This window comes from Pseudomonas sp. 3A(2025) (assembly GCF_054589175.1).
In genome coordinates this window covers 1-20800 of the sequence record NZ_BAAILM010000032.1, presented here as the reverse complement: position 1 = coordinate 20800, position 20800 = coordinate 1, and the positions used below count along the sequence as shown (strand labels likewise).

Genomic DNA, 20800 nt, shown 5'->3' with positions numbered 1-20800 from the left:
TCAAGTTCGGTCAGGATGTCGCGATTCTTACCGCTGTGGCGCTGTTGAGCCGCGCCTTTGCAGTGGTCGCAGGCGTCAGCGACCTGGCGCCTGCGACCCGCACGCAACTGGTCGAAGTGCTGGCCAACGCGGTGGGCATGCAAGGTTTGGTCTGCGGTCAGTTTCAGGACTTGCGAGAGGGCCAGGGCGAACGCTCGGCCGAACAGATCGCGCGCACCAACACCCTCAAGACCGGCGTGCTGTTCAGCGCGATCATGGACATGGCGTGGATGGTCAGCGACGCTGCCGCAGAAAAACGCACAGCCCTGCAAGGCTTTGCCCTGGAACTGGGCCAGGCCTTTCAGCTGTACGACGACTTGCAGGACAACAACCCCGACAACGCCAAGGACCAGGGCAAGGACGAAGGCAAATCAACCTTTATCTCGCTGTACGGCCCGCAAAAAGTCACCCAGCAACTGCACCAGCACCTGCGTACCGCACAAGCGCACCTGAACGATGCCTTTGACGGTGAGCAGCACCTGGCGCGCTACCTGCAAATGATCTTCAACAAGGCGACCGTGGCCTGAAGCACGGTTTGGGCATTACCGGCCCAATTCGGCCACCGCCTTGCCCAGGCCTTCGGCCTCGGTGAAGTGCTTCTCCTGGGTAACCACGCCCTTGTCCAGCTTCAGCCATTGCACACTGTCGCGGTCGCCGGCATAGCGGGCGGCCACGCGGCCGTCCTGATCGAGCAGAATCCGGTATTTGGCCGAGCGCATGGCCGGCACGATCACCGGCTTCATCAGTGACGGCATCATTTCGATATCGGCGATGTAGATCACCTTGCGCGCTTCCAGATAACCCGGCGGCTGATCTTCGAGCGCGGCATTGACCATTCTGGCTGCCGACATGCTGCGCGCAACCAGCAACACCTGCGCCTGATCGTCCAGGGTGTAGGCCTGCTCGTGTTGATCGAGCAGGGTCCATCGGACCACGGGCTGCACAGCCGTATCGGCCAGCGTATTGAAAGAGATCAGCAGGGCAAAAGCGGCAATGGCCAGACGCATGGGTCGTTTTCCTCAGGATAGGCAATCTGTTATCGGGCCACTTTACACATTAAACCGCCCCAGCAAATGACTCTGCTGCTGAACCTGCTCACCCATCAACGCACATTGACGCACTTGCTCTTCGGCGCCGGCCACCACTTCATGGCTGATATCGCGAATATTGGTGGTGTTGCGGTTGATCTCTTCGGTGGTTGCGCTCTGCTCTTCGGCGGCGGTCGCAATCTGGGTGTTCATGTCATTGATGTGCACGATCGCCTGACGGATGCGGGTCAGCATTTCATTGGCCGCCCCGGCCTCTTCTGCGGTCTTGCTGGCGCTGTCGCGGCTTTTTTGCATGCGCGACTCGGCCTGGCGCACGCCCGATTGCAACTGGTCGATCATCTGACGGATTTCCTGGGTCGACTTCTGCGTACGTGACGCCAGGCTGCGCACCTCATCGGCAACCACGGCAAAGCCGCGCCCGGACTCACCGGCACGCGCCGCTTCAATGGCAGCATTCAGGGCCAGCAGGTTGGTCTGCTCGGCAATACTGGTGATCACCGCCAGAATCGATTCGATGTTGTCGCTCAGGCGTGCCAGGTCAAGAATCGCTTGCCCCGTGTCTTCCATTTCCACAGCCAGGTGCTTGATGGCCTCGGTGGAGCGCAGCACCACGCGTTCGCCGCTTTCGGCTTCCTGATTGGCGGCCAGTGCCGCCTGCGCTGCCACCTGCGCGTTGCGCGCCACGTCTTCGGCGGTCGACGACATTTCCTGCATGGCCGTGGCCAGTTGATCCAGCTCCTGCAACTGACGCTGCAAGCGGCTATCGGCCTGATTGGCCTCGTGCGACGTCAGCGCCGTGCTCTCGCGCACCTGATTGGAGGTGCCCAGAATCTGGCTGACCAGACTCTGCAGGCTTTGCAGAAAGTCGTTGAACTCCTTGGAGACGATCGCCACTTCATCGTTGCCATGGGTCGGCAAGCGCCGGGTCAGGTCACCCTCGCCGCTGTTCACCTCTTTGATCGAACGGTTCAACAGGTCCAGCGGCTTGAGCAGGTGGCGCATGAACGACCCCAGCACCACCAGGCTGATAATCACCCCAAGCAAGGTGGCAATGGCGGCGCGCCAGGTCAGGCTGTCGGCCTCAGCCATGACGATCTTTTCGTCCAGCACCACGCCGATGTACCACTCGGCGCCTCGCAGTTGCGTCAGCGGGGTGAACGACACCAGCAAGTTGCGGCCATCGATCTTGACCTCCTGCAGGTTGCCACTCAGCGCTGGCGGCTTGCCGCCAAACAGCTCGCTGTAATTCTTGCCGTTCATCTCAGGCTTCGGGTGAGAGATGATATTGCCGCTCTTGCTGAGCAGAAACGCATAACCGGCACCGTTGAAATCCAGGGTATTGACCGCATCGACCACGGTTTTCAGGCGCAGGTCGCCGCCCAGTACGCCACTGAACTGCCCGGCATTGCTCAGCGGGGTCACCGCCGAGATCAGGTTTTCGCCGCTTGTGGTGTCGACGTAGGGTTCGGTCAGCACGGCCTGACTGGACGCCTTGCCTTGCGCGTACCAGGGCCGGGTGCGGCCGTCATAGTCGGCCTTGGGTTTCCAGGAGTCGAGGTTCTTCAACGTGGTACCGTCGCTGGCCAGCGAGCCGAAGATCATGATGAATTCATCCTTGAGCACCGGGCTGTTGATACTGCGCTCGATCTGCTCGGGGCTGTAGTTGCTGGCGATGTTCTGCACCGTCAGGTCCATCAGCTTGAGCTTGGCGTTGAGCCAGTTCTCGATCTGCCGCGCCAGCGCACTGCTTGACTCACCGATGCTCGCTGCGGTCTGCTTGTACAACGAGTCGCGTACCTGACTGATTTGCGTCAGTGACAATAAACCGGTGGTTAGAAACAAGACGGCGGCGGCCGCCAGGCTGACCTTCTGAACAATTTTCAACGGCACGCTCCTGCACGAAGGGTTAACAAGTTTTTACCCGCACCGTAATGGCTATCTGCAACCAAATCAATTGGATAGCGGCTTTATATATTTTCTGTTCGACTTAATTATCGTCACATTCAAGGAGGCGGCTTGGCCACCAACATCATCACCCGCGAAGGCCATGACAAGCTCAAGGCCGAACTGGATCACTTGTGGCGCGTGTATCGCCCGGAAATCACGCAAAAGGTCTCCTGGGCCGCGGCGCTGGGCGATCGCAGCGAGAACGCCGACTACCAGTACAACAAGAAACTGTTGCGCGAAATCGACCGTCGCGTGCGTTACCTGCGCAAGCGCCTGGAAGATGTAAAAGTGGTGGATTATTCGCCGCAGCAGGAAGGCAAGGTGTTCTTCGGCGCCTGGGTCGAAATCGAAAGTGACGAGGGGCAAACCCTCAAGTTGCGCATTGTCGGCCATGACGAAATCTATGGCCGCAACGATTACATCTCTATCGACTCACCCATGGCCCGCGCTCTGCTTAAAAAGCAACAGGACGACGAGGTGGTGGTGCAGATTCCTGGGGGGCAGGCGACCTGGTACATCAACAGCATCGCCTACCGGTTGGTCGATGAAGCTCAGCCGAGCGTGATCAGTCCTTGACGGGCAATACGCGTCAGGTCGTGAATCACGCTGGCGGCGCAGGCCGCATCGGGGGCGTGGATCACCGCCAGATCGAACTGATCGTTGCGGTAAGCCGAAAGCGATTGAGTGGTGTCGACGAACTGCAGCAGAAAGGCACTGGCCTTGCCGCCTTTACGCGGCCAGCCATCGAGGTAGCGCAACAGGGTCGGCTGATGAGTGCCACCCAGCAGAATGCGCGGGTTCTTGCGGCCGATGTAGGTGGTGATGGGCGACAGGCGCAGAGGACGACGAAGGGATTGGCGCAGCGATTGGCTCATGGCAAAAATCTCAGCCTCACAGATTCCGCTTGGCAGCGGTGGGAGGCGGCACCGAACCAACGTTTTAGCGGTATTTCGGCTTTCGCCAGGCGCCCCGCAAGTAGTTGTTAAATCGGCGCTGGGGGCAATCCTAGAGACGCCCCCGATTATTGTCAAATCAGATCCGGTTGGTGATGGCGCGGTCCAGCGACAGCTTGCCGGCGCCTTCGATCAGCACCGCCAGAGCACCGCCCAGCAAGGCCAGGGCAAATTCGTAACCGTTGTTGGCCATGAACAGGCCATTACTCAGGTGCACCGAGACAATCGCGACCACCAGCAGGAACACCAGCACCGCAGCAGCAGGGCGTGCCAGCAGGCCGATCAGCAGTGCCAGACCGCCGAAGAACTCGCCACTGCCCGACAGCAGTGCCATCAGGTAGCCGGGGTTGAGGCCGATGCTGGCCATCCATTGCCCGGTGCCTTCCAGCCCGTAGCCACCAAAGGCGCCAAACAGCTTCTGGCTGCCGTGGGCGATAAAGATAATGCCGACGATGATGCGTACAGCGGTCAGACCGAAACCTGCGCGGGTGGCGAGAACGTTGTTGATCAGTGCTTTCATTTTCGTGATTCCAAATTAGGAGATGAGCGGGAATGGCGCCATCTTAATCGAACCAGCGAATATGAAAATCGCAAAAAACGCGTTATAAAGATCGAATAAATCGATTACTTGCGCATGGCGTAGCGCGCTTGCTGCTGACCTTCCAATGCTTCGCGCTGGCGATCGAAGGCCAGGTAGTACTTGTTCACACTGTTGACGAAGCTGACCACGCCCATGCCGTTCTGCTCCATGGCGACGCGCTCGGTCTGGAAAAACCATTTGTCCGGGTTAAGGCCGCGACGGCGGGCTTCCTGGCGCATCTTCTGCACTCGCTCCGGGCCCAGGTTATAGGCTGCCAGCACAAAGGCCATGCGCTCGCGCTCATTGATTTTCGGACTGGCGAAGAACTTGCGCTGGATCAGCGCCATATAACGCGAGGCCGCCTGTACATTGCCATCGGCATGCTGAATATTGCTGACCCCGACCCGTTTGGCGGCTGACGGCGTGATCTGCAACAGGCCGGTCGCCCCGCCGCTGCCCTTGGCGTTCGGGTCCAGCTTCGATTCCTTGAAGGCCAGCGCCGCAAGATCCAGCCAGTCGATACCCTGGGCATCGCCATGGCGTTGCAGGATCGGCCGCAACTGCTCAAGACGTTGCAGGTTGCTGCGCGCCAACGGGCTGTTGACCCGGTACAGACTTTTATAAGCCTTCTCGAACGCCTGATTCTGATTGGCCGGCGCTTGATAGGTGGCAAGAAAGTGATCGACATCGGCGCGCAACAGCGTGGCGTCCTGGCGCACGAACCAGCTGATATCGCCTTCGGTGCCGAACTTGAGATTGCGATCCACACGCAGCTTGGGCATCACCTTGGCCCAGCGTTCGGCAATCGGCCGTTCGACCAGAGTCAGCGGGTAAATACCGGCCTGAACCATTTCCAGTACATCTTCTACGGCCAGACTGGAATCGGCCCATTCGACGTGCACCGGCGCCAGCTTGCGCAGTGCCAGACGCTGATTCAGACGCTGCACGGCTGCACCGGCCACGCTGCCGGCGGGCAGGCTCAAGGTACGCCCGGACAACTGTTCGAGCTGTTTGAAGGTGCGTTGACCACTGGCACTGACCAGCACCAACGGTACATCGGCGACAATTGCCCGGCTGGCCACCACCCCTTTCACCGCCTGCTCATCGAGCAATTCGCTGGGCGCGACCAGGTCGCCTTCGCCACGCAACAGGGCACCCAGCAACTGGTCCTTGGGTTTGGGAATGAACTTGACGGTGACCTTCTGGCCACCCTTGGCTTGGCTGTTGAGGTAACGCTCGTAGGCTTGCAGGCGGTGATACTCGACACCGATTTCCTGGCCCTTGACGTCGCCTGAGCTGTTACGGCTCTGGTTGACCAGTACGCGCAGCACCTTGCTGGTGCGAATGGCCGGCAAATCGCGGGGCTGACTACGGGCTTGCGGGTGTTTTTGCGCAGCATGCGGGCTGCTTTGACGGGTTTCCCGGGCTTCAGCCAGGGGGGCTGTCAGCGACAGGCAGACAATCGACAAAAGCGCGGCTCGGATCATTCGCTCTCCATGGGGTATTCCAGGGTGGTCAGACAGAAAAAAGGACCTTTTTCGCCATCGTCGTTGTGGCCAGGTCCCTTCAGGTGTTGCCAAAAGCGTTGAACCGTCCGGCTCAAGTGGTTGAATGCACTGCGTTTTCGGGTCGTTCTGCAGGCTCTGGTATGCTCTTCGGCATTCGGCCTGAGGTAGCACCATGCAATTGATCGACATCGGCGTCAACTTGACCCACTCAAGCTTCGCCTCGCAGCGACCAGCGGTACTGCAGCGCGCACGCGATGCAGGCGTCAGCCAGATGGTGCTGACCGGCACCAGTTTGCCGGGCAGCGAAGAGAGTCTGCAGCTGTGCCATGAGCTGGACGAAAGCGCTCAGCGGCTGTTCTGCACCGCCGGCATTCACCCGCATTCGGCCAGTGAATGGAACAGCGACAGCGAGCGCCGCTTGCAGGCCTTGCTCAAGGAAGACCGCGTACGCGCCGTGGGCGAATGCGGGCTGGACTTCAACCGCGATTTCTCGCCGCGCCCGCAACAAGAGAGCGTTCTGCATGCGCACCTCGCGCTGGCGGCTCAATTGCAACGCCCGGTGTTTCTGCATGAGCGCGACGCCAGCGAACGCTTGCTCGCCATCTTGCGCGACTACCGCGACCACCTGCCGGCGGCGGTGGTGCACTGCTTTACCGGCGAGCAACAGACGCTGTATCGCTATCTGGATCTGGACCTGCACATCGGCATTACCGGCTGGATCTGCGACGAGCGCCGGGGCAGTCATTTGCACCCGCTGATGCGCGATATCCCGCGCGGGCGGCTGATGCTTGAAAGCGATGCGCCATGGCTGCTGCCGCGCAGCCTGCGGCCCAAGCCGAAAAACGGCCGTAACGAGCCGGCATTCCTCACCGAAGTGCTGCGCGAAGTGGCACTGCATCGCGGTGAAAGTCTTGAGGATCTGGCACAACACAGCACCGCCTGCGCCCGGGCGTTTTTCGGTTTACCGGCGCTGGCAGATGAAACCTGCGAATAACTTGACCCACATCAAGGCGTGAATCGTTGATTAAGGCAATGTGACATCACCTTGCTGCATACCTTAAACGACCAATAGAAGACCACTCATGGGCTCATGGCTTAGCAACCTCTCGTTGAAGTACAAGTTCTGGGCCGTGAATACGGTCGCCTTCTTCACCACCCTGATGCTGGTGCTGTACGCCCTGCAACTGGAGCAGCACGCGCGCCAGGACAGCGCTCGGCAGGCCGTCGAAAGCCAGGCACGACTGCTGGCGGCGTGGCCGGCCGCACAAGCGTTGCCCGCCGATGCCGATGCACTGACCTACGCCGCCGGCCAGACCCCGTCGCTGGCCGGCCAATCCTTGCCGGCGCTGGCCTCGGCGCGCGGCTGGGTCGAACTCGATACGCCCTTCAAGGACCGTCAGGTGTTCGGCGCCCAGGTGATCGAGCGCAGCGATGGCCAGCGCATAGCGGTATTAGCCTCTGCACCGACCTTCAGCCAGTTGCTGATCGAGCGCTTTGCTCAATACGCTCTGGCCGTGGGTGTGTTGATGGTGCTGATGTTGTGTGCCTCACAACTGCTGATCCGCTTTCTGCTCAGCCAGCTCAATGCCCTCAAGGACGTGATGCTGCACGTTGAACGCAGCGGTGACCTGTCGGCCCGGGCGCCACAAGGCAGCCAGGACGAAGTCGGGCAGATGGCCAATGCCTTCAACGCCATGCAGGCCGGCTACCAGCGCGTGGTCAATACCGTCTCGCAAACCGCCGCACGCCTGGACAGCGGCGCTGCCAATCTGGCGGCGGGCATGAGCAATGTGCGTCAGGGCATGCTCGGCCAGCAGAGCGAAACCGACCAGGTGGCCACCGCGATCAACGAAATGTCGGCCACGGTCTACCACATCGCCCAGCACGCCAGCACCACCCGTGACCAGTCACAGACCGCCGACACCCTGGCAGGCAGCGGCAAGGTGGTGGTCGACCGCGTGCAACTGTCGATTGCCGGGCTGTCCAGTGGCGTGCAGCAGACCGCCGAGATGATCCAGCGCCTGGCCGAAGACAGCCAGAAGATCAATGGCGTGGTCAACGTGATCCACAGCATCGCCGAGCAGACCAACCTGCTGGCCCTCAACGCTGCCATCGAAGCGGCCCGCGCCGGCGAAATGGGCCGTGGCTTTGCCGTGGTGGCCGATGAAGTGCGCAACCTGGCCAAGCGCGTGCAGACCTCCACCGACGAGATCACCAGCATGATCGGCGACCTGCAGGCCGGCACCCGCGATGCCGTGGATTTCATGCAGGACAGCTCGTTCAAGGCCGATGAATGCGTGCAACAGGCCCGCGAAGCCGGCGAAGCGCTGGCGGCGATTGCCCATGCGGTGGCGCAGATGCGTGAAAGCAATACCCAGATCGCGGTGGCAGCGCAACAGCAAAGCCAGGTGGCTGAAGAGATGAACCGTGCCGTGGTCAGTATCCGTGACGTGACCGATCGCACCGTGTCACAAACGGTGGACTCCGCAACGACCAGCACCGACCTTGCAACCCTGGCAGGCGAACTGAACCGTTCGATCGGGCAGCTGCGCCTGTGATCAGGGGATCAAGCCAATAGTTGATTGATCCACTGAACCTGACACTGGATCGCCTGCAGCTTTTGCTCAGGCACGGCTTGCCGGGCCTTTTCCAGCGTGGCCAGCACCTTGTGCTTCTGACGCAGTTTGCGCTGCCACTTGGCCAGGAATGCCGGGCTGCGGGCCTGCATCAGTAGAGGGCCGAAATACAGCTCCTGAGCCGTATAGGTCACAGGCCCGGTGCGCTCGGCGACGATGATTTCGTAGTCGAAGCGGTGTTCATGCAGTACTTCTTCGCTGAGGATCCGGTAGCCGTTGTCCATCAGCCATTGGCGCAAGGGTTGCTCGCCGCCGTTGGGCTGCATCACCAGCCGCTCCTGGCCGCTCAGGCGCGCCTTGCCGCTGGCCAGAATGTCGCGAATGGTCTCGCCGCCCATGCCGCACAGGCTGATCGTGGTGATCGCGTCGTCGGGTTCGAGGGCGGCCAGACCATCGGCCAGGCGCACGGTGATGTACTGCTGCAGGTCGTTGTCACGCACGGTGCGTTGCGCGGCGTGGAACGGTGTCACGGCCAGCTCTCCCGCCACCGCTGCGCTGATCACCCCCCGGCGCATCAATGCCACCGGCAGATAGCCGTGGTCCGAGCCGATATCGCCCAGCCGCGCACCGGCCGGCACATGCGCCGCCACGCGCTCCAGGCGCATGGACAAGGTCTGTTCGTTCAAGGCGGCTCCTTTCAGTGTGGTCCGGCAGCGTGCTCCGGCAGCGTTGCCCGGATCGGGGCGCGACTGTAGCGGGCAACGCGCCGTATTTCAAACCCTGAACATCGAGACCTTGTCGGACAGTCGGCCGGCCAATTGCGCCAGTTCGCCGCTGGCCGAGGCCACCTGCGAGGAGCCGGTGGCGGTGTGCACGGTGAGTTCGTGGATGTGGCCGATGTTTCTCGACACATCATCGGCCACGCTGCTTTGCTGCACCGCCGCGCTGGCGATCTGGGCGTTCATGTCGTTGATGGCGCCCACTTCGTGACGGACCTTGGCCAGCGCCGCCTGTGCATTACGGGTCTGGGCCACCGTGCGACTGGCCAGTTCGCAGCTGTCGCGCATGTTCTGTGCCGCCGCCTCGGTGCCGCTTTGCAGGGTGCTGATCATGTCGCGGATTTCCTGGGTCGACTGCTGGGTACGATTGGCCAGCGAGCGTACCTCGTCGGCCACCACCGCAAAGCCGCGACCATGTTCGCCGGCGCGGGCGGCTTCGATGGCGGCGTTCAGCGCCAGCAGGTTGGTTTGCGCGGCAATCGAATTGATCACCTCGATCACCGTCTCGATCTGCTCGCTGTCGCGCGACACTTGCTCGACGGTGTCGGTGGTCTGGGTCAGGGTCGCCGCCAACGCTTCGATGGATTGCGACGTGTCTGCCACCAATTGATTACCGCTGGCCACTTCGGTGTCGGCCAACTGCGTCGCACTGGCTGCTTTCAACGCGTACCCGGAGACTTCGCTGACCGTCGAGGCCATTTGCGTAATGGCCGTCGCGACCTGCTCGGCTTGACGGGTCTGGCGGCTGATGTGCTCATTGTTCTGCGCTGAAGTGGCGGTCAACTGCACCGACGCCTGACTGACCTCCTGCGCCGCCACGCGCACCTGGGTGATGGTTTCCGCCAACTGCGCCAGCGCGGCCTTGAGTACGCCCATCACACTGGCCGGGTAGCGCGTGCTCAGGGTTTGCTGCAAATCGCCGGCGGCCAGACGTTCGATGGCCTGCGCCACTTCGGTCGGCTCGGCGCCCAGGGTCGAGGTGACGAAACGAATGATCTGCGTGGCCAGCAAAATGCTCAGCAGCAAGGCAACACCGGTCGCCAGCAGCATCAGGCCGCGAAACGCACTGGCAGTGGCCTGCACATCGTTGAGCTGGGTCTTGATCGAGGCCTCTTCGGCGTCGATCAGCGCATTGATGCGCTTGAGCCATTCGCTGTACAGCCCGGAGGTGCGCTGCAACAACAGCGCCTGGCTGCCGGCGATATCGCCGGCCTGACGCAGGTCAATCAATGTGCGCGAGGACGCCAGGGTTTGCTGTTCGATGTCCTTGATCGCGGCCAGCAGGGCGCGTTCTTCGGCGCTGACATTGCGTGCGTTGAACAGTTGATCCAGAGGCGCGGCCGAGTCGGCGTAGTCTTTTTCCAGGCGAGCGATCTCGGCCAGATGCCGCGCCAGCTCCTGCGGATTATCGACCAGCACCGCATCGCGGATGGCAATCGCCCGGTTGTGCACACTGCCACGGAAGTTGATCGCGTAACGCTGCACCATCGCGGCGTTGTCACTGACATTGGCCAGCGTGCGGTCGATGTAGCCAACGCGCTGAATACCCACGGCGGTGATCAGCACCAGCAGCGAGACGATGGCTGCAAACGCGAGGCCAATGCGGGTCGAGAGAGCAAGAGGTTTTTTCATTCGCAGGACTCGGCGGAGGTCGACGGAACAAGACAACCGATATCAAAGTGATATCGACTTTGCGGCGACGTTAGCCGAGCGGGTACGTAATGCCTAATTAATATTGCGGGTATCATTGATAGTTATTGCTAATTGAACTCCTTGCCGGCATGCCGGCTTGATCCGACGCAACCCGGCATGCTTCCCTCTTAAGCCTCATGCCGTGATCCGAGTCCGATGAGTACTGACCAAAGCTACCCGCAGGAGTGGGATAAACACCTTGGCGCCGATGCGTCGATAAAGGCCCAGCAGTACATTGCGCCCAAGGCATTCAATACCCTGCTGTTCGAAACCATGGACGCGCACACCTTCGAGCAACTGTGCTGGTGGTTGTTACAGAAGGACCACACCCTGGTGGGCTGCCAGCGTCTGGGCAACAAGGGCAATGTGTCGCAACACGGTATCGATATCTTTGCCTTCGAGCGTCTGCACCACGACCGCCTGGCCGTGTTCGAATGCAAATGCTGGCAGCGTTTCGGTGCCGCCGATCTCACTCGGGCAGTGGATCGTTTTCTCGACAATGAGTGGGCAACGGTTGCCGGGCGCTTCACCTTGATACTGGCGCAAAGCTCGATCAAGTCGCTGGACCGGGCCTGGGTGGCGGCGCATCAAAAACTGTTGGCGCAGGGCATCGAGGCCGACCTGTGGACCGCCGAGCACCTGACCGAAAAGCTCAAGGACGCCCCCGATATTCTGACCCGGTTCTTTTCCGGTCCCGACATCCAGCAGTACTGCAATCACTGGATGCAGAAGGTCGGCTTTCGCGACACGCTGCTCAAAGCCATTACCGATCCGCGGCCTGAAGTCGCGGCATTGGCGCAAGACTTTCTGGCCAAGGGTGTGGTCGTCGACGAAGAGCTCACGACCCGTTACAACGTTGGCCGGTACTGGTCGTTGCGCCAGCCCTGGATAGATATCTCGGCCTGTTTGCCCAGCGTCGAGGACTATCCGGGGTCAGCGATCGTTTCGATCAAGATGCCGGACACCGAAGGCGTCATGGTGGGGCTGGATCAAGCGTGGTTGCTCAAGCACTTTCTGGGCAACCACGGCGAGCCGTTGCTGCCCGATGTGCGTCCGTTTCTTCAGGGTGTGACCGGTAGCAAAGGCAACAACCACATTATTGACCTGAAAAACTGCCGGTTCCTGCTGCCCCGACAGGCTGCCGAGGCAGTGGCCAGTGTCGCGGACGAGTTTTCGCACGCCTACTTGCAGAGCCTGCGCGAAGTCGAGGCGCACTGGCAGTCGCAGAATTTCCCGCTGGTGAAATGGATGGGGCATCGCGTGGTGCTCTGCAAGGTCAAGGCCTGGGTCTGGAATGCATTGCTCGAATTTGCCAATGTTCATGACACCGATAACGGTACGTCCGAATGGCACATGTTCCACAACGCGCCCAACCGCTTGATGCCGGTGTCCGCCGCCGGTTACCACGGGGTTATCTTCGGCGCCGACAGCGTCGAGCTTTGTCACGCCGCTGAAGTGGCAATCCTCTGGGAGCCGCTTAGCGCTCAAAGCTGGCCGTTCAATAAAGCCGGCTGGTCGTGCATGACCACCTATCAATGGCTGATCAACGACCTGTTCCCGGCTGTAGGACGTTGGCGGGCACAGCGAATCGGCCGTTACTGGCGCAACTGGCTGCACCCGTTGGCCACCCGCAGAGAAATGGCCCGCGTGATTGAGTTCTGGAGCGGCACCGAGACGTTCACCGACGTGCGCAGCGTGCCGCTTGTCGAGGCGGCCCATTATCGAGCGCTGGGCATCAATCAGACCCTGACGACGCTTCAGGGGTTTTACATCAGCAGCTCAAGCAACCGGGCCTGGTTCACCGCGTCGCAACGGGCCGGGCTGTACGAGGCTCTGCTGCTATTGCTTGAAGGCGGCCGCGGCCATCTCGGTTACCTGACCTCAACGCTGAGCATCGGCACGCGGTGCAATGATCGCGACGAGCTTCGCACAGCGGTCGGCGACCTGATAAAAGAGGCAATGCTCGAACCAGACCTTAATGTCGACTATGTCCTGCGCGCCATGCTTGAAGCTGTTGGCGATGACGACCACTGGATAACCGCAACGGCACGCGACACCCTGTTCGACAAGCTGATGCCGTTCATGGCGTTTCATGATCAGCAGCTATTGATCGAGCGGCACAGCGAGTACCTGTGAAGCAACTGGCCCAACGTGCGGGCAGCGTTACGGGCCTGGGCGCGGGTGAGCGCGGCAAATCCCAGTACAAAGGCAGGTTCAAGCTGAATCTGCCGGCACGATTGCCTGAGCGGTTGCAGCCGCAAGCCGGCTTTCCCGGCTGCGTCGATCAGGGTCTGTTCATCGTGCTGAGGCGACAGCCAGAGGATCAGGTGAAACCCCGCGTGCTCGCCGCTGATGCGATAGCAGCCCGGCGCTTCAGCCTTCAGGGTGTCCAGGACGATGTCGCGCAAGGTCTGGTATTCCTGGCGGGCGCGGCGCAGGTGCCGCAAAAAGGCCGGGCCGCTCATGAACTGCGCCAGGCCCAGTTGCTCCGAGACCCCGACACTGCGCCCGACCGTGCGCCAGAGCGCCAGAATGCGGTTGTGCAGAACCGGTGGCGCCAGCAGGTAACCGAGCCTCAGGTTGGAAAACAGCGCCTGATTGAAACTGCCGCAGTACACCACCCGGTGCATGGAGTCGATGGACTTCAGGGCCGGCAACGGCGCCGCCTGGTAATTGAATTCGCTGTCGTAATCGTCCTCGATGATCCAGGCATCGTGGCGCTGCGCCCAATCCAGCAGCGCCAGGCGCCGGCTGGCCGACATGACCACGCCAAGGGGCGATTGATGCGCCGGGGTGACATACGCCAGGCGACAGTTGTGTGGCTCGATGAGGCCGCGCAGGTCGAGGCCTTCATCATCGATGGGCGCATAGCACAAGGTGGCGCCCGCCTCTTCGAAGATCCGGTGCACCGCCGCGTAGCCTGGGTCTTCGACGCAGACCTTGTCGCCGGGCTCCAGTAAACAGCGGGCGATCATATCGATGCCATGGCGAATGCCGTTGGTGATAAGCAACTGCTCGGCCTGGCACTCGATGCCGCGATGGTTTCTCAGATAGCGGGCGATCTGCTCACGCAAGGCCAATGAGCCTTGTGGCTCGGCGCTGCACATCTGCTCAGGCCGCATCGCCGCCATGGCCCGCTGCAAATGCAGAGCCCATTCACTCGGGGCGATCAGCAGCGGATTGGCCAGGCGCGCCACAAACGGCACACCCACCTGCGCCCGCAGCCTGTCACCCTCGCGCACCGACGGCTTTTGAGGCGGCGATGGCTGCAGCCGGGTGGTGTGGGCCTCGCTGACCGCCTTCAAGTAACTGTCCGGAATCACGGCGCTGACACGGCTGCCGGAACCGACCTGACGGGTGATATAGCCCTCCAGTTGCAGGCGCTCGAAGACATTTTCGAGGGTGCCGCGGGCGATCGCCCAGCGTTGCGCCAGCCCCCGTGTCGACGGCAAGCGGTCATCCGCCTGCAGCAGGCCTTTGAGAATCGCATCGCGTATCGCCAGGTAGGCGCGTTCCTGCTTGGTCGCGCCGCTGCCGTGCGCGGGCAATGGCAGATCCATCGCCAGGGTGACTTTACCTTTGCCCATAATGGTCCATACCCGACTGGCTTATATGGCACTTCTGACTGTACCGATTGCGCCGTAGTGTAGCGGCATCTCTGCAATGGGTTCAGCCAAGGGTTTGCCATGTCGCTTACAGACTATGTTTTATTCGCGTTGATCGCGGTGGTTCAGGTAGGCTCGCCGGGGCCTTCGACGATCTATCTGATCAACAATGCGCTGGTCTATGGCCCAGGCCGGGCGGTGTGGATACTCACCGGCGACTTGCTGGCGATTGCCGTACTTGCGACGTGCTCATTGCTGGGGATCGATGCCGTGCTGGTCGCCAATCCGGGCGTGTTCATCGCCATCAAACTGGCGGGTGCGGCGTACCTGGTGTGGCTGGGTATTCAGCAGTTTCGCCGGGCGCAAGGCAGCGGCTTGAACAGCGCACAGCCGGCCTTGCCGGAGCGGCTGTCAGTGCTGTGGGGCAAGTCGTTTGTGGTCGGGATCAGCAACCCAAAGGCGATTCTGTTTTTCTCGGCCTTGCTGCCGCAGTTTTTGGGCAACCCGCAGGAATCCAGTCTCGGCACCGTGCCGGGCCTGATTCTGCTGTTGCTGCTGATCAAGCTGCTGGTGTCAGGCACCTATGCGCTGACGGCAAAGAAGATGGCGGACCGTCTGGCCAGGCCCGGTGCGGCCTTGTGGGGCAAGCGCATCACCGGGGCTGTGTTAGTGACTTTCGGCGTCGTGATGGGCAGCACGGCGTAAAGGCGCTGCGTGGTGATTTATACCCGCTCCAGCGCGATGGCCAGCCCCTGCCCTACCCCCACGCACATGGTTGCCAAACCAAATTGCTCATCGCGGGTTTCAAGCGCATGAACCACGGTCATGACCAGCCGTGCGCCGCTCATGCCCAATGGATGCCCCAAGGCAATGGCGCCACCGTGCGGGTTGACCTTCGGGCTGTCGTCCGCCAGCCCCAGCCCGCGCAATACCGCCAGGCCCTGGCTGGCGAAGGCTTCGTTGAGCTCGATCACGTCAAAATCGCTGATGCTCATGTCCAGCCTGGCCAGCAACTTTTGCACTGCAGGCACAGGACCCATGCCCATGACCCTCGGCGCCACGCCGGCGCTGGCCATGCCCAGCACTTTGGCGCGCGGCGTCAGGCCGTATCGGGCCACGGCGTCGGCCGAAGCCAGAATCATCGCCGCAGCGCCATCGTTGACGCCCGAGGCATTGCCGGCGGTGACGGTTTTGCCGGGGCCGTTGACCGGCTTGAGGCCTTGCAGGGTCAGCAAGGTGGTGTCAGGCCGCAGGTGTTCGTCCTGATCGACCACGATTTCGGTTTTCTTGCTGCGCACCGTGACCGGCACAATTTCTTCAGCGAAAAAGCCCGCGTGCTGCGCAGCCGCCGCACGCTGCTGGCTGCGCACGGCAAACGCATCCTGGTCAGCACGGTCGATGCCGAACTGCTCGGCAACGTTATCGCCGGTCTCGGGCATCGAATCCACACCGTACTGCGCCTGCATCAGCGGGTTGACGAAGCGCCAGCCGATGGTGGTGTCTTCCAGCTTCATGCTGCGCGAAAACGCAGCATCGGCCTTGCCCATCACAAACGGTGCACGCGACATCGACTCCACACCACCGGCAATCACCAGCTCCATCTCGCCGCTGGCAATCGCCCGAAACGCCGTGCCCACCGCATCCATGCCAGAAGCACACAAGCGATTGAGGGTGACGCCCGGCACCGACTCGGGCAGCCCGGCCAGCAGCGCCGCCATGCGTGCGACATTGCGGTTGTCTTCGCCGGCCTGATTGGCACAGCCGAGAAACACCTCGTCGATCGTCGCCCAGTCAATCGACGGGTTACGGGCGATCAGCGCCTTGATCGGCACGGCCGCCAGATCATCGCTGCGTAAGCCCGACAAGCCACCGCCAAAGCGGCCGATCGGGGTACGTACGGCGTCACAGATAAAGACATCACGGCTCATCAGGATTTTCCTTGTTCGAGCGCAGGTGCAGGTGTTGGTGCAACGACAGCCACTGGTTTGCCCGCTTCAGGCGGTGTGCCGAGCACAATGGCCGCGGCGCCGGCGAACATCAGCAGGCCATAGGTGACCTGAGAAGCCGCCAGGCTGCCGGTGACTTCAATCAGCCAGCCGACCAGCACCGGCAAAAACACGTTGCCGATCCCCGACAAGGTAGTGACCAAAGCGATAGCGCCGGCGGCGGCCTTACCGGTCAGCAGGCTGCCGGGCAAGGTCCAGAACGGCCCGGTGGCACCCAGGACGGCGGCGGTGGCGACGATCAGCAAAGCCACCGACACACCGGTCGAGGGCTGCACAAAGGACAGCGACAGCCAGCCAACGGCCGAAACGCTCAGGCAGATCGCCACGTGCCAGCGACGCTCCATGACTTTGTCGGAATGCCGACCCACCAGAAACTGCACGACCATACCGACCAGAAACGGCAGCGCAGACAACAGGCCGACGTGGAACAGGTCGGTGACCCCGGTGCGCTTGATAATGGTCGGCACCCAGAACGCGGCAGCCACCGCCCCGCTGAACACCGACAGCGCCGTAAACGCCAGCACGTACACGCGGCGATCTTTCAGTGCATCGAGCAACGAGTGGTGTTTGCTGGTGGTTGCGGCAGCGTCTTTGGCCAGTTCGTCCTTGATGACCTGCTTCTCTTGCGCACTGAGCCATTTGGCCTCGGCGGGCGAGTTATCCAGCATCAGGTAGGCGATCACGCCCATGACACACGCCGGCAGGCCGGCGACGATAAACAGCACCTGCCAGCCCTTGAGGCCGAACGTGCCGTCCATATGCTGCATGATCGAACCGGCGAACGGCCCGCCCAGAATGCCGGCCAATGGCAGCGCCGCCATGAACAGCGCGGTCACGCTGGCGCGGCGATGACGCGGCACCCACAGGGTCAGAAACAGCAACACGCCCGGAAAGAAGCCGGCCTCGGCAGCGCCGAGCAGGAAGCGGAAAATGTAGAACTCGGTCTGGCTCTCCATCATGGCAAAGGCCGCGCAAGCGATGCCCCACAGGACCATGATGCGCAGCACCGTCTTGCGAAAGCCGATGCGTTGCAGCATCAGGTTGCTGGGGATCTCGAACAGGATGTAGCCGATGAAGAAGATCCCGGCGCCGATGCCGTAGACCACCTCGTTGAAGCCCAGGTCATGCATGAACCCCAGACGGGCAAAGCCGATGACGTTGCGGTCAATCAAGGCCAGCACGTAACAGATGATCAACAGCGGGAGAATCTTCCACTTGACCCTGGCGAAGGTCCGATCGGCGAATTGCGCCTCGGTCTCCACAGCGGTGCCGATTTTTGCATCCTGACGGACTGTGTTCATCGTAGATAACCCTGTTGTTTTTATATAAGACGCCAGCCGGGGGTCGTCGCCCCTGTCGATGACCCTCCCTCAGGGAAGGACAGCTTGACGCATTCGAGCCACGTCGTGCAGCCGCAGCGGAATGATTTAACGCGCCGGCCCTCACAAAAGTCAATAGGTCATTTGTATGACCTATTGACTTTTAAATTCACTTATCCGGTAATGCTCGCCAGCATTGCTTGTGCGCGGCATCACTGCGGCGCGGCATAAGCGGGCTCCGATACGATGAATTCAGGCGAATAACAATGACAATAAAACTGTGCAAAACCGCCCTGGCCATTGGGGTGGTGAACGCGTTGGCGCTCAGCGCCGCGCACGCCGACTTTCTCAAAGACGGCAAGGCCTCGATCGACACCCGAAATTTCTGGTTCAGCAACGATTACCGCGAAGACCCGGGGCAAAACAAGGTGCAGGAATGGGCGCAGGGCCTGACCTTCAAGTACCTCTCCGGCTTTACCGAAGGCGATATCGGCTTCGGTCTGGATGCGGCGCTGATGGTCGGCATCAAGCTGGACTCGAGCCCCGACCGCAGCGGCTCCGGCCTGCTGGCCCGCGATGCGCAGGCACGCAGCGGCGGGCCGAGCTATTCCAGGCGCGCCCAGGACGAATACTCAAAACTGGCGCTGACCGGCAAGGTGCGGCTGTACCGCGACACTGTCGTGCAATACGGCGCCTTGACGCCGAGCCTGGGCGTGCTGCAACCCAGCTCTACGCGCTTGTTTACCCAAGGGTTCGAGGGCGCGCAGATCACCAGCAAGGCCTTCGACAAGCTGACCCTGTCGGCCGGGCGTCTGGACAAGGTGCGCCAGCGCGACTCGACCGATTACCAGGACATCAGCATCGCCTACGGCAGCGGCCAGTACGTGCAAACCTCGAGAGGCAATGCCTTCAATTTCGCCGCTGTGGATTATCAACTGAGCCCGCAACTGAACCTCAGCTACCACTACGGACAGCTCGAAAACGTCTACGGCCAACACTACCTCGGGCTCAAGGCCAAGGTGCCGTTCGGGCCGGGCAATGTGGTCGGTGATGTGCGCCTGTTCTCCTCCGGCGACATTGGCGGCGCCGAGGCCGGGCACATCGATAATACGGTCTACAGCGGCATAGGTGGCTACAGCCTGGCGGGGCACACGCTGCAAGGCGGCTACCAGAAGATCAAGGGTGACGGCGCCTTCCCGTTTCTGGACGGCACCGCGACCTACCTGCTCACCGAATTGATGGTCACCAACTTCACCAAGGCCGAACAGCGCTCGTGGCTGCTGCGCTACGACTATGACTTCTCGGCCATCGGCGTGCCCGGCCTGCTGTTCACCCTGCGCTATGTGAAATCCGACCAGGCCGAGGTGGTACGGGTTGCCTACGAAGGCAAGGAGCGCGAGCTGGACACCGATCTGGGCTATGTCGTGCAAAGCGGCACCTTCAAGGACCTGGGCATACGCTGGCGGCATGGGGTGATGCGCAATAACTACACCCGCGACAGCGACCAGGATCGGCTGATCGTCGATTACACCTTCAAATTCTGAAACGGACGGATGACCATGACCTGTATTCGCACCTTGAGCCTGACCGGTCTCATGGCTTTGACGCCGCTGGCACTGGCGGCGCAAATGGACACCAAATCGGTAACCACCCCGCAGTCCACGATTGCCTACTCCGTGCAAGGCGCCGGCCCCTTGGTGCTGCTGATCGCCTCCACCGGACGCGGCACCGCCGAATTCAGCCCGCTGGCCGACAGGCTGGTAGAACGCGGCTATCGCGTGGCGCTGCCGGAACCACGCGGTATCGGCGGCTCGCACGGCCCCATGAAGGGCGCGACCTTTCATGACTTCGCCAATGACTTTGCCGCCGTCATCAACGCCGAAGGCGGCTCGGCGATTGTCGCCGGCCACGCCTACGGCCAGTGGATCGCCAAGACCCTCGCCGCCGACCACCCGGCACAAGTCAAAGGCGTGGTGCTGCTGGCCGGCGGTGCGCGCAAATGGCCGGCGGAACTGTCCGATGCGATCACCATGATCAACGCCCCGAGCGCCACCCGCGAACAGAAGCTGGCAGGCCTGCGCCTGGCGTTCTTCGCGCCGGGCAACGACCCGAGCCATTGGCTGGAAGGCTGGTACCCGGCAGTCACCGAAAGCCAGCGCGCGGCGCGCACGCTGACCAAGCAAGACAGCTGGTGGGCCGGCGGCAGCGCGCCGATGCTGGACCTGCAAGCCGGCGCCGACCCGTTCCGCCCGGAGAGTTCGCGCATGGAGGTCAAGGAAGAGTTTGGCGAGCGGGTTACCGTGCGCGTGGTGCCGAATGCCAGCCACGCCCTGCCGGCCGAGAAGCCCCGCGAGACCGCCGATGCGATTGCCGACTGGGCCGATACGCTAAAAAAATGAGCCCAAAAAAACCGGCAAACGCCTAATGCCGATCAGTTAAGCTTCGGCACGGACTTGTAGGAGATCACTCGTCGCCACGGCGCCGCGCTGTCGCGCAGCAAACATTGGATGTAGGAGGGAGCTCTGCTCGCGATCGGCTGCACTAGCAGTCGTAAAATGTCAGCGTTTCAGAAATCTCTGTGAGCGCTTCGCGCTCAATCGCCAGCAGAGCTGCCTCCTACAATTTGATCTGCACCCCAAAAGTTGGACACCCATCTGACTTTCTGGGGTGTTTTCATGGGCAAGTACTCTACGCAGTTCAAAATCACAGCGGTCAAGGACTACATCGACGGCATCGATGGATTTCGC

Annotated in this window: 18 protein-coding genes and 2 pseudogenes; 8 read left to right on the top strand and 12 right to left on the bottom strand. The window is 61.6% G+C overall.

All coding sequences use genetic code 11. The features are described 5' to 3' along the window. Positions 1-566, top strand: a 566-nt coding sequence (locus ACYP2A_RS12330) for a polyprenyl synthetase family protein (RefSeq protein ID WP_459745274.1), incomplete at its 5' end; no start/stop codon positions are given. Between the two features lie 15 nt (positions 567-581). Here the strand turns inward: ACYP2A_RS12330 and ACYP2A_RS12325 are convergent. The 3 genes and pseudogenes from ACYP2A_RS12325 to ACYP2A_RS12315 all read right to left on the bottom strand — a co-directional run. Then, positions 582-1046: a hypothetical protein gene (locus ACYP2A_RS12325; protein ID WP_459745273.1), complete on the bottom strand. Its 465-nt coding sequence runs from the start codon at positions 1044-1046 to the stop codon at positions 582-584. 42 nt (positions 1047-1088) lie between these two features. Beyond that, positions 1089-1898, bottom strand: a complete 810-nt coding sequence (locus ACYP2A_RS12320; protein ID WP_459745713.1) for a methyl-accepting chemotaxis protein — start codon at positions 1896-1898, stop codon at positions 1089-1091. Between the two features lie 48 nt (positions 1899-1946). Beyond that, positions 1947-2978, bottom strand: a pseudogene (locus ACYP2A_RS12315) (cache domain-containing protein); the annotation flags it as partial. 126 nt (positions 2979-3104) lie between these two features. Here ACYP2A_RS12315 and greB point away from each other — a divergent pair. Beyond that, positions 3105-3611, top strand: coding sequence for a transcription elongation factor GreB (gene greB / locus ACYP2A_RS12310; RefSeq protein ID WP_459745272.1), 507 nt, complete (start codon positions 3105-3107; stop codon positions 3609-3611). Here greB and ACYP2A_RS12305 read toward each other — a convergent pair. The 3 genes from ACYP2A_RS12305 to ACYP2A_RS12295 form a co-directional block, all read right to left on the bottom strand. After that, a complete protein-coding gene (locus ACYP2A_RS12305) occupies positions 3587-3910 on the bottom strand; it encodes a class I SAM-dependent methyltransferase (RefSeq protein ID WP_459745271.1) in 324 nt (107 codons plus the stop codon). The genes greB and ACYP2A_RS12305 overlap by 25 nt on opposite strands. Positions 3911-4067: 157 nt before the next feature. Continuing rightward, the gene (locus ACYP2A_RS12300) at positions 4068-4508 is read right to left on the bottom strand and encodes a DoxX family protein (RefSeq protein ID WP_459745270.1); all 441 of its coding nucleotides are present in this window, start codon (positions 4506-4508) and stop codon (positions 4068-4070) included. Positions 4509-4612: 104 nt separating this feature from the next. Next, positions 4613-6055, bottom strand: coding sequence for an MltF family protein (locus ACYP2A_RS12295; RefSeq protein ID WP_459745269.1), 1443 nt, complete (start codon positions 6053-6055; stop codon positions 4613-4615). Between the two features lie 193 nt (positions 6056-6248). On the opposite strand from ACYP2A_RS12295, the gene ACYP2A_RS12290 reads away from it, so the two are divergent. Further along, positions 6249-7070 carry a TatD family hydrolase gene (locus ACYP2A_RS12290; protein ID WP_459745268.1) on the top strand — a complete coding sequence of 274 codons (822 nt, stop codon included), beginning with the start codon at positions 6249-6251 and terminating at the stop codon, positions 7068-7070. Positions 7071-7158: 88 nt separating this feature from the next. Continuing rightward, positions 7159-8634, top strand: a complete 1476-nt coding sequence (locus ACYP2A_RS12285; RefSeq protein WP_459745267.1) for a methyl-accepting chemotaxis protein — start codon at positions 7159-7161, stop codon at positions 8632-8634. An 8-nt stretch (positions 8635-8642) separates the two neighbouring features. On the opposite strand, the gene ACYP2A_RS12280 is transcribed toward ACYP2A_RS12285, so the two are convergent. The 3 genes and pseudogenes from ACYP2A_RS12280 to ACYP2A_RS12270 form a co-directional block, all read right to left on the bottom strand. Beyond that, positions 8643-9338, bottom strand: a complete 696-nt coding sequence (locus tag ACYP2A_RS12280; protein WP_459745266.1) for a tRNA (adenine(22)-N(1))-methyltransferase — start codon at positions 9336-9338, stop codon at positions 8643-8645. Between the two features lie 87 nt (positions 9339-9425). Then, positions 9426-10130 (bottom strand): methyl-accepting chemotaxis protein, encoded by a 705-nt coding sequence (locus ACYP2A_RS12275; RefSeq protein WP_459745712.1) that lies wholly within the window; start codon positions 10128-10130, stop codon positions 9426-9428. Between the two features lie 417 nt (positions 10131-10547). Continuing rightward, a pseudogene (locus ACYP2A_RS12270) lies at positions 10548-11063 on the bottom strand (MCP four helix bundle domain-containing protein); the annotation flags it as partial. 216 nt (positions 11064-11279) lie between these two features. On the opposite strand from ACYP2A_RS12270, the gene ACYP2A_RS12265 reads away from it, so the two are divergent. Continuing rightward, positions 11280-13259 (top strand): hypothetical protein, encoded by a 1980-nt coding sequence (locus ACYP2A_RS12265; protein WP_459745265.1) that lies wholly within the window; start codon positions 11280-11282, stop codon positions 13257-13259. Here ACYP2A_RS12265 and pdxR read toward each other — a convergent pair. Next, entirely contained in the window at positions 13220-14710 is a 1491-nt protein-coding gene (gene pdxR / locus ACYP2A_RS12260) for a MocR-like pyridoxine biosynthesis transcription factor PdxR (protein ID WP_459745264.1), read from the bottom strand. The genes ACYP2A_RS12265 and pdxR overlap by 40 nt on opposite strands. A gap of 99 nt (positions 14711-14809) precedes the next feature. On the opposite strand from pdxR, the gene ACYP2A_RS12255 reads away from it, so the two are divergent. Further along, the gene (locus tag ACYP2A_RS12255; protein ID WP_459745263.1) at positions 14810-15433 is read left to right on the top strand and encodes a LysE family translocator; all 624 of its coding nucleotides are present in this window, start codon (positions 14810-14812) and stop codon (positions 15431-15433) included. Between the two features lie 17 nt (positions 15434-15450). On the opposite strand, the gene pcaF is transcribed toward ACYP2A_RS12255, so the two are convergent. Together pcaF and ACYP2A_RS12245 are read right to left on the bottom strand one after the other, a co-directional pair. Beyond that, positions 15451-16656 carry a 3-oxoadipyl-CoA thiolase gene (gene pcaF / locus ACYP2A_RS12250; protein WP_459745262.1) on the bottom strand — a complete coding sequence of 402 codons (1206 nt, stop codon included), beginning with the start codon at positions 16654-16656 and terminating at the stop codon, positions 15451-15453. Further along, positions 16656-18035, bottom strand: coding sequence for an MFS transporter (locus ACYP2A_RS12245; RefSeq protein ID WP_459745261.1), 1380 nt, complete (start codon positions 18033-18035; stop codon positions 16656-16658). Before ACYP2A_RS12245 ends, pcaF begins: the two co-directional genes overlap by 1 nt. Positions 18036-18319: 284 nt before the next feature. Here ACYP2A_RS12245 and ACYP2A_RS12240 point away from each other — a divergent pair, with 284 nt between their 5' ends. Together ACYP2A_RS12240 and ACYP2A_RS12235 are read left to right on the top strand one after the other, a co-directional pair. Next, entirely contained in the window at positions 18320-19597 is a 1278-nt protein-coding gene (locus ACYP2A_RS12240) for an OprD family porin (RefSeq protein ID WP_459745260.1), read from the top strand. 15 nt (positions 19598-19612) lie between these two features. Next, a complete protein-coding gene (locus tag ACYP2A_RS12235) occupies positions 19613-20452 on the top strand; it encodes an alpha/beta fold hydrolase (RefSeq protein WP_459745259.1) in 840 nt (279 codons plus the stop codon). Positions 20453-20800 lie beyond the last annotated feature (348 nt).

What these genes read in the sequence shown, in the direction of transcription:
- ACYP2A_RS12265 (WP_459745265.1), top strand. Translation starts at nt 11,280, where the DNA reads ATGAGTACTGACCAAAGCTACCCGCAGGAGTGGGATAAACACCTTGGC.
- ACYP2A_RS12255 (WP_459745263.1), top strand. Translation starts at nt 14,810, where the DNA reads ATGTCGCTTACAGACTATGTTTTATTCGCGTTGATCGCGGTGGTTCAG.
- ACYP2A_RS12300 (WP_459745270.1), bottom strand. Translation starts at nt 4,508, where the DNA reads ATGAAAGCACTGATCAACAACGTTCTCGCCACCCGCGCAGGTTTCGGT.
- ACYP2A_RS12275 (WP_459745712.1), bottom strand. Translation starts at nt 10,130, where the DNA reads ATGGCCTCGACGGTCAGCGAAGTCTCCGGGTACGCGTTGAAAGCAGCC.
- ACYP2A_RS12245 (WP_459745261.1), bottom strand. Translation starts at nt 18,035, where the DNA reads ATGAACACAGTCCGTCAGGATGCAAAAATCGGCACCGCTGTGGAGACC.
- ACYP2A_RS12305 (WP_459745271.1), bottom strand. Translation starts at nt 3,910, where the DNA reads ATGAGCCAATCGCTGCGCCAATCCCTTCGTCGTCCTCTGCGCCTGTCG.
- ACYP2A_RS12295 (WP_459745269.1), bottom strand. Translation starts at nt 6,055, where the DNA reads ATGATCCGAGCCGCGCTTTTGTCGATTGTCTGCCTGTCGCTGACAGCC.
- ACYP2A_RS12325 (WP_459745273.1), bottom strand. Translation starts at nt 1,046, where the DNA reads ATGCGTCTGGCCATTGCCGCTTTTGCCCTGCTGATCTCTTTCAATACG.
- pdxR (WP_459745264.1), bottom strand. Translation starts at nt 14,710, where the DNA reads ATGGGCAAAGGTAAAGTCACCCTGGCGATGGATCTGCCATTGCCCGCG.
- pcaF (WP_459745262.1), bottom strand. Translation starts at nt 16,656, where the DNA reads ATGAGCCGTGATGTCTTTATCTGTGACGCCGTACGTACCCCGATCGGC.
- ACYP2A_RS12235 (WP_459745259.1), top strand. Translation starts at nt 19,613, where the DNA reads ATGACCTGTATTCGCACCTTGAGCCTGACCGGTCTCATGGCTTTGACG.
- ACYP2A_RS12240 (WP_459745260.1), top strand. Translation starts at nt 18,320, where the DNA reads ATGACAATAAAACTGTGCAAAACCGCCCTGGCCATTGGGGTGGTGAAC.
- ACYP2A_RS12285 (WP_459745267.1), top strand. Translation starts at nt 7,159, where the DNA reads ATGGGCTCATGGCTTAGCAACCTCTCGTTGAAGTACAAGTTCTGGGCC.
- ACYP2A_RS12290 (WP_459745268.1), top strand. Translation starts at nt 6,249, where the DNA reads ATGCAATTGATCGACATCGGCGTCAACTTGACCCACTCAAGCTTCGCC.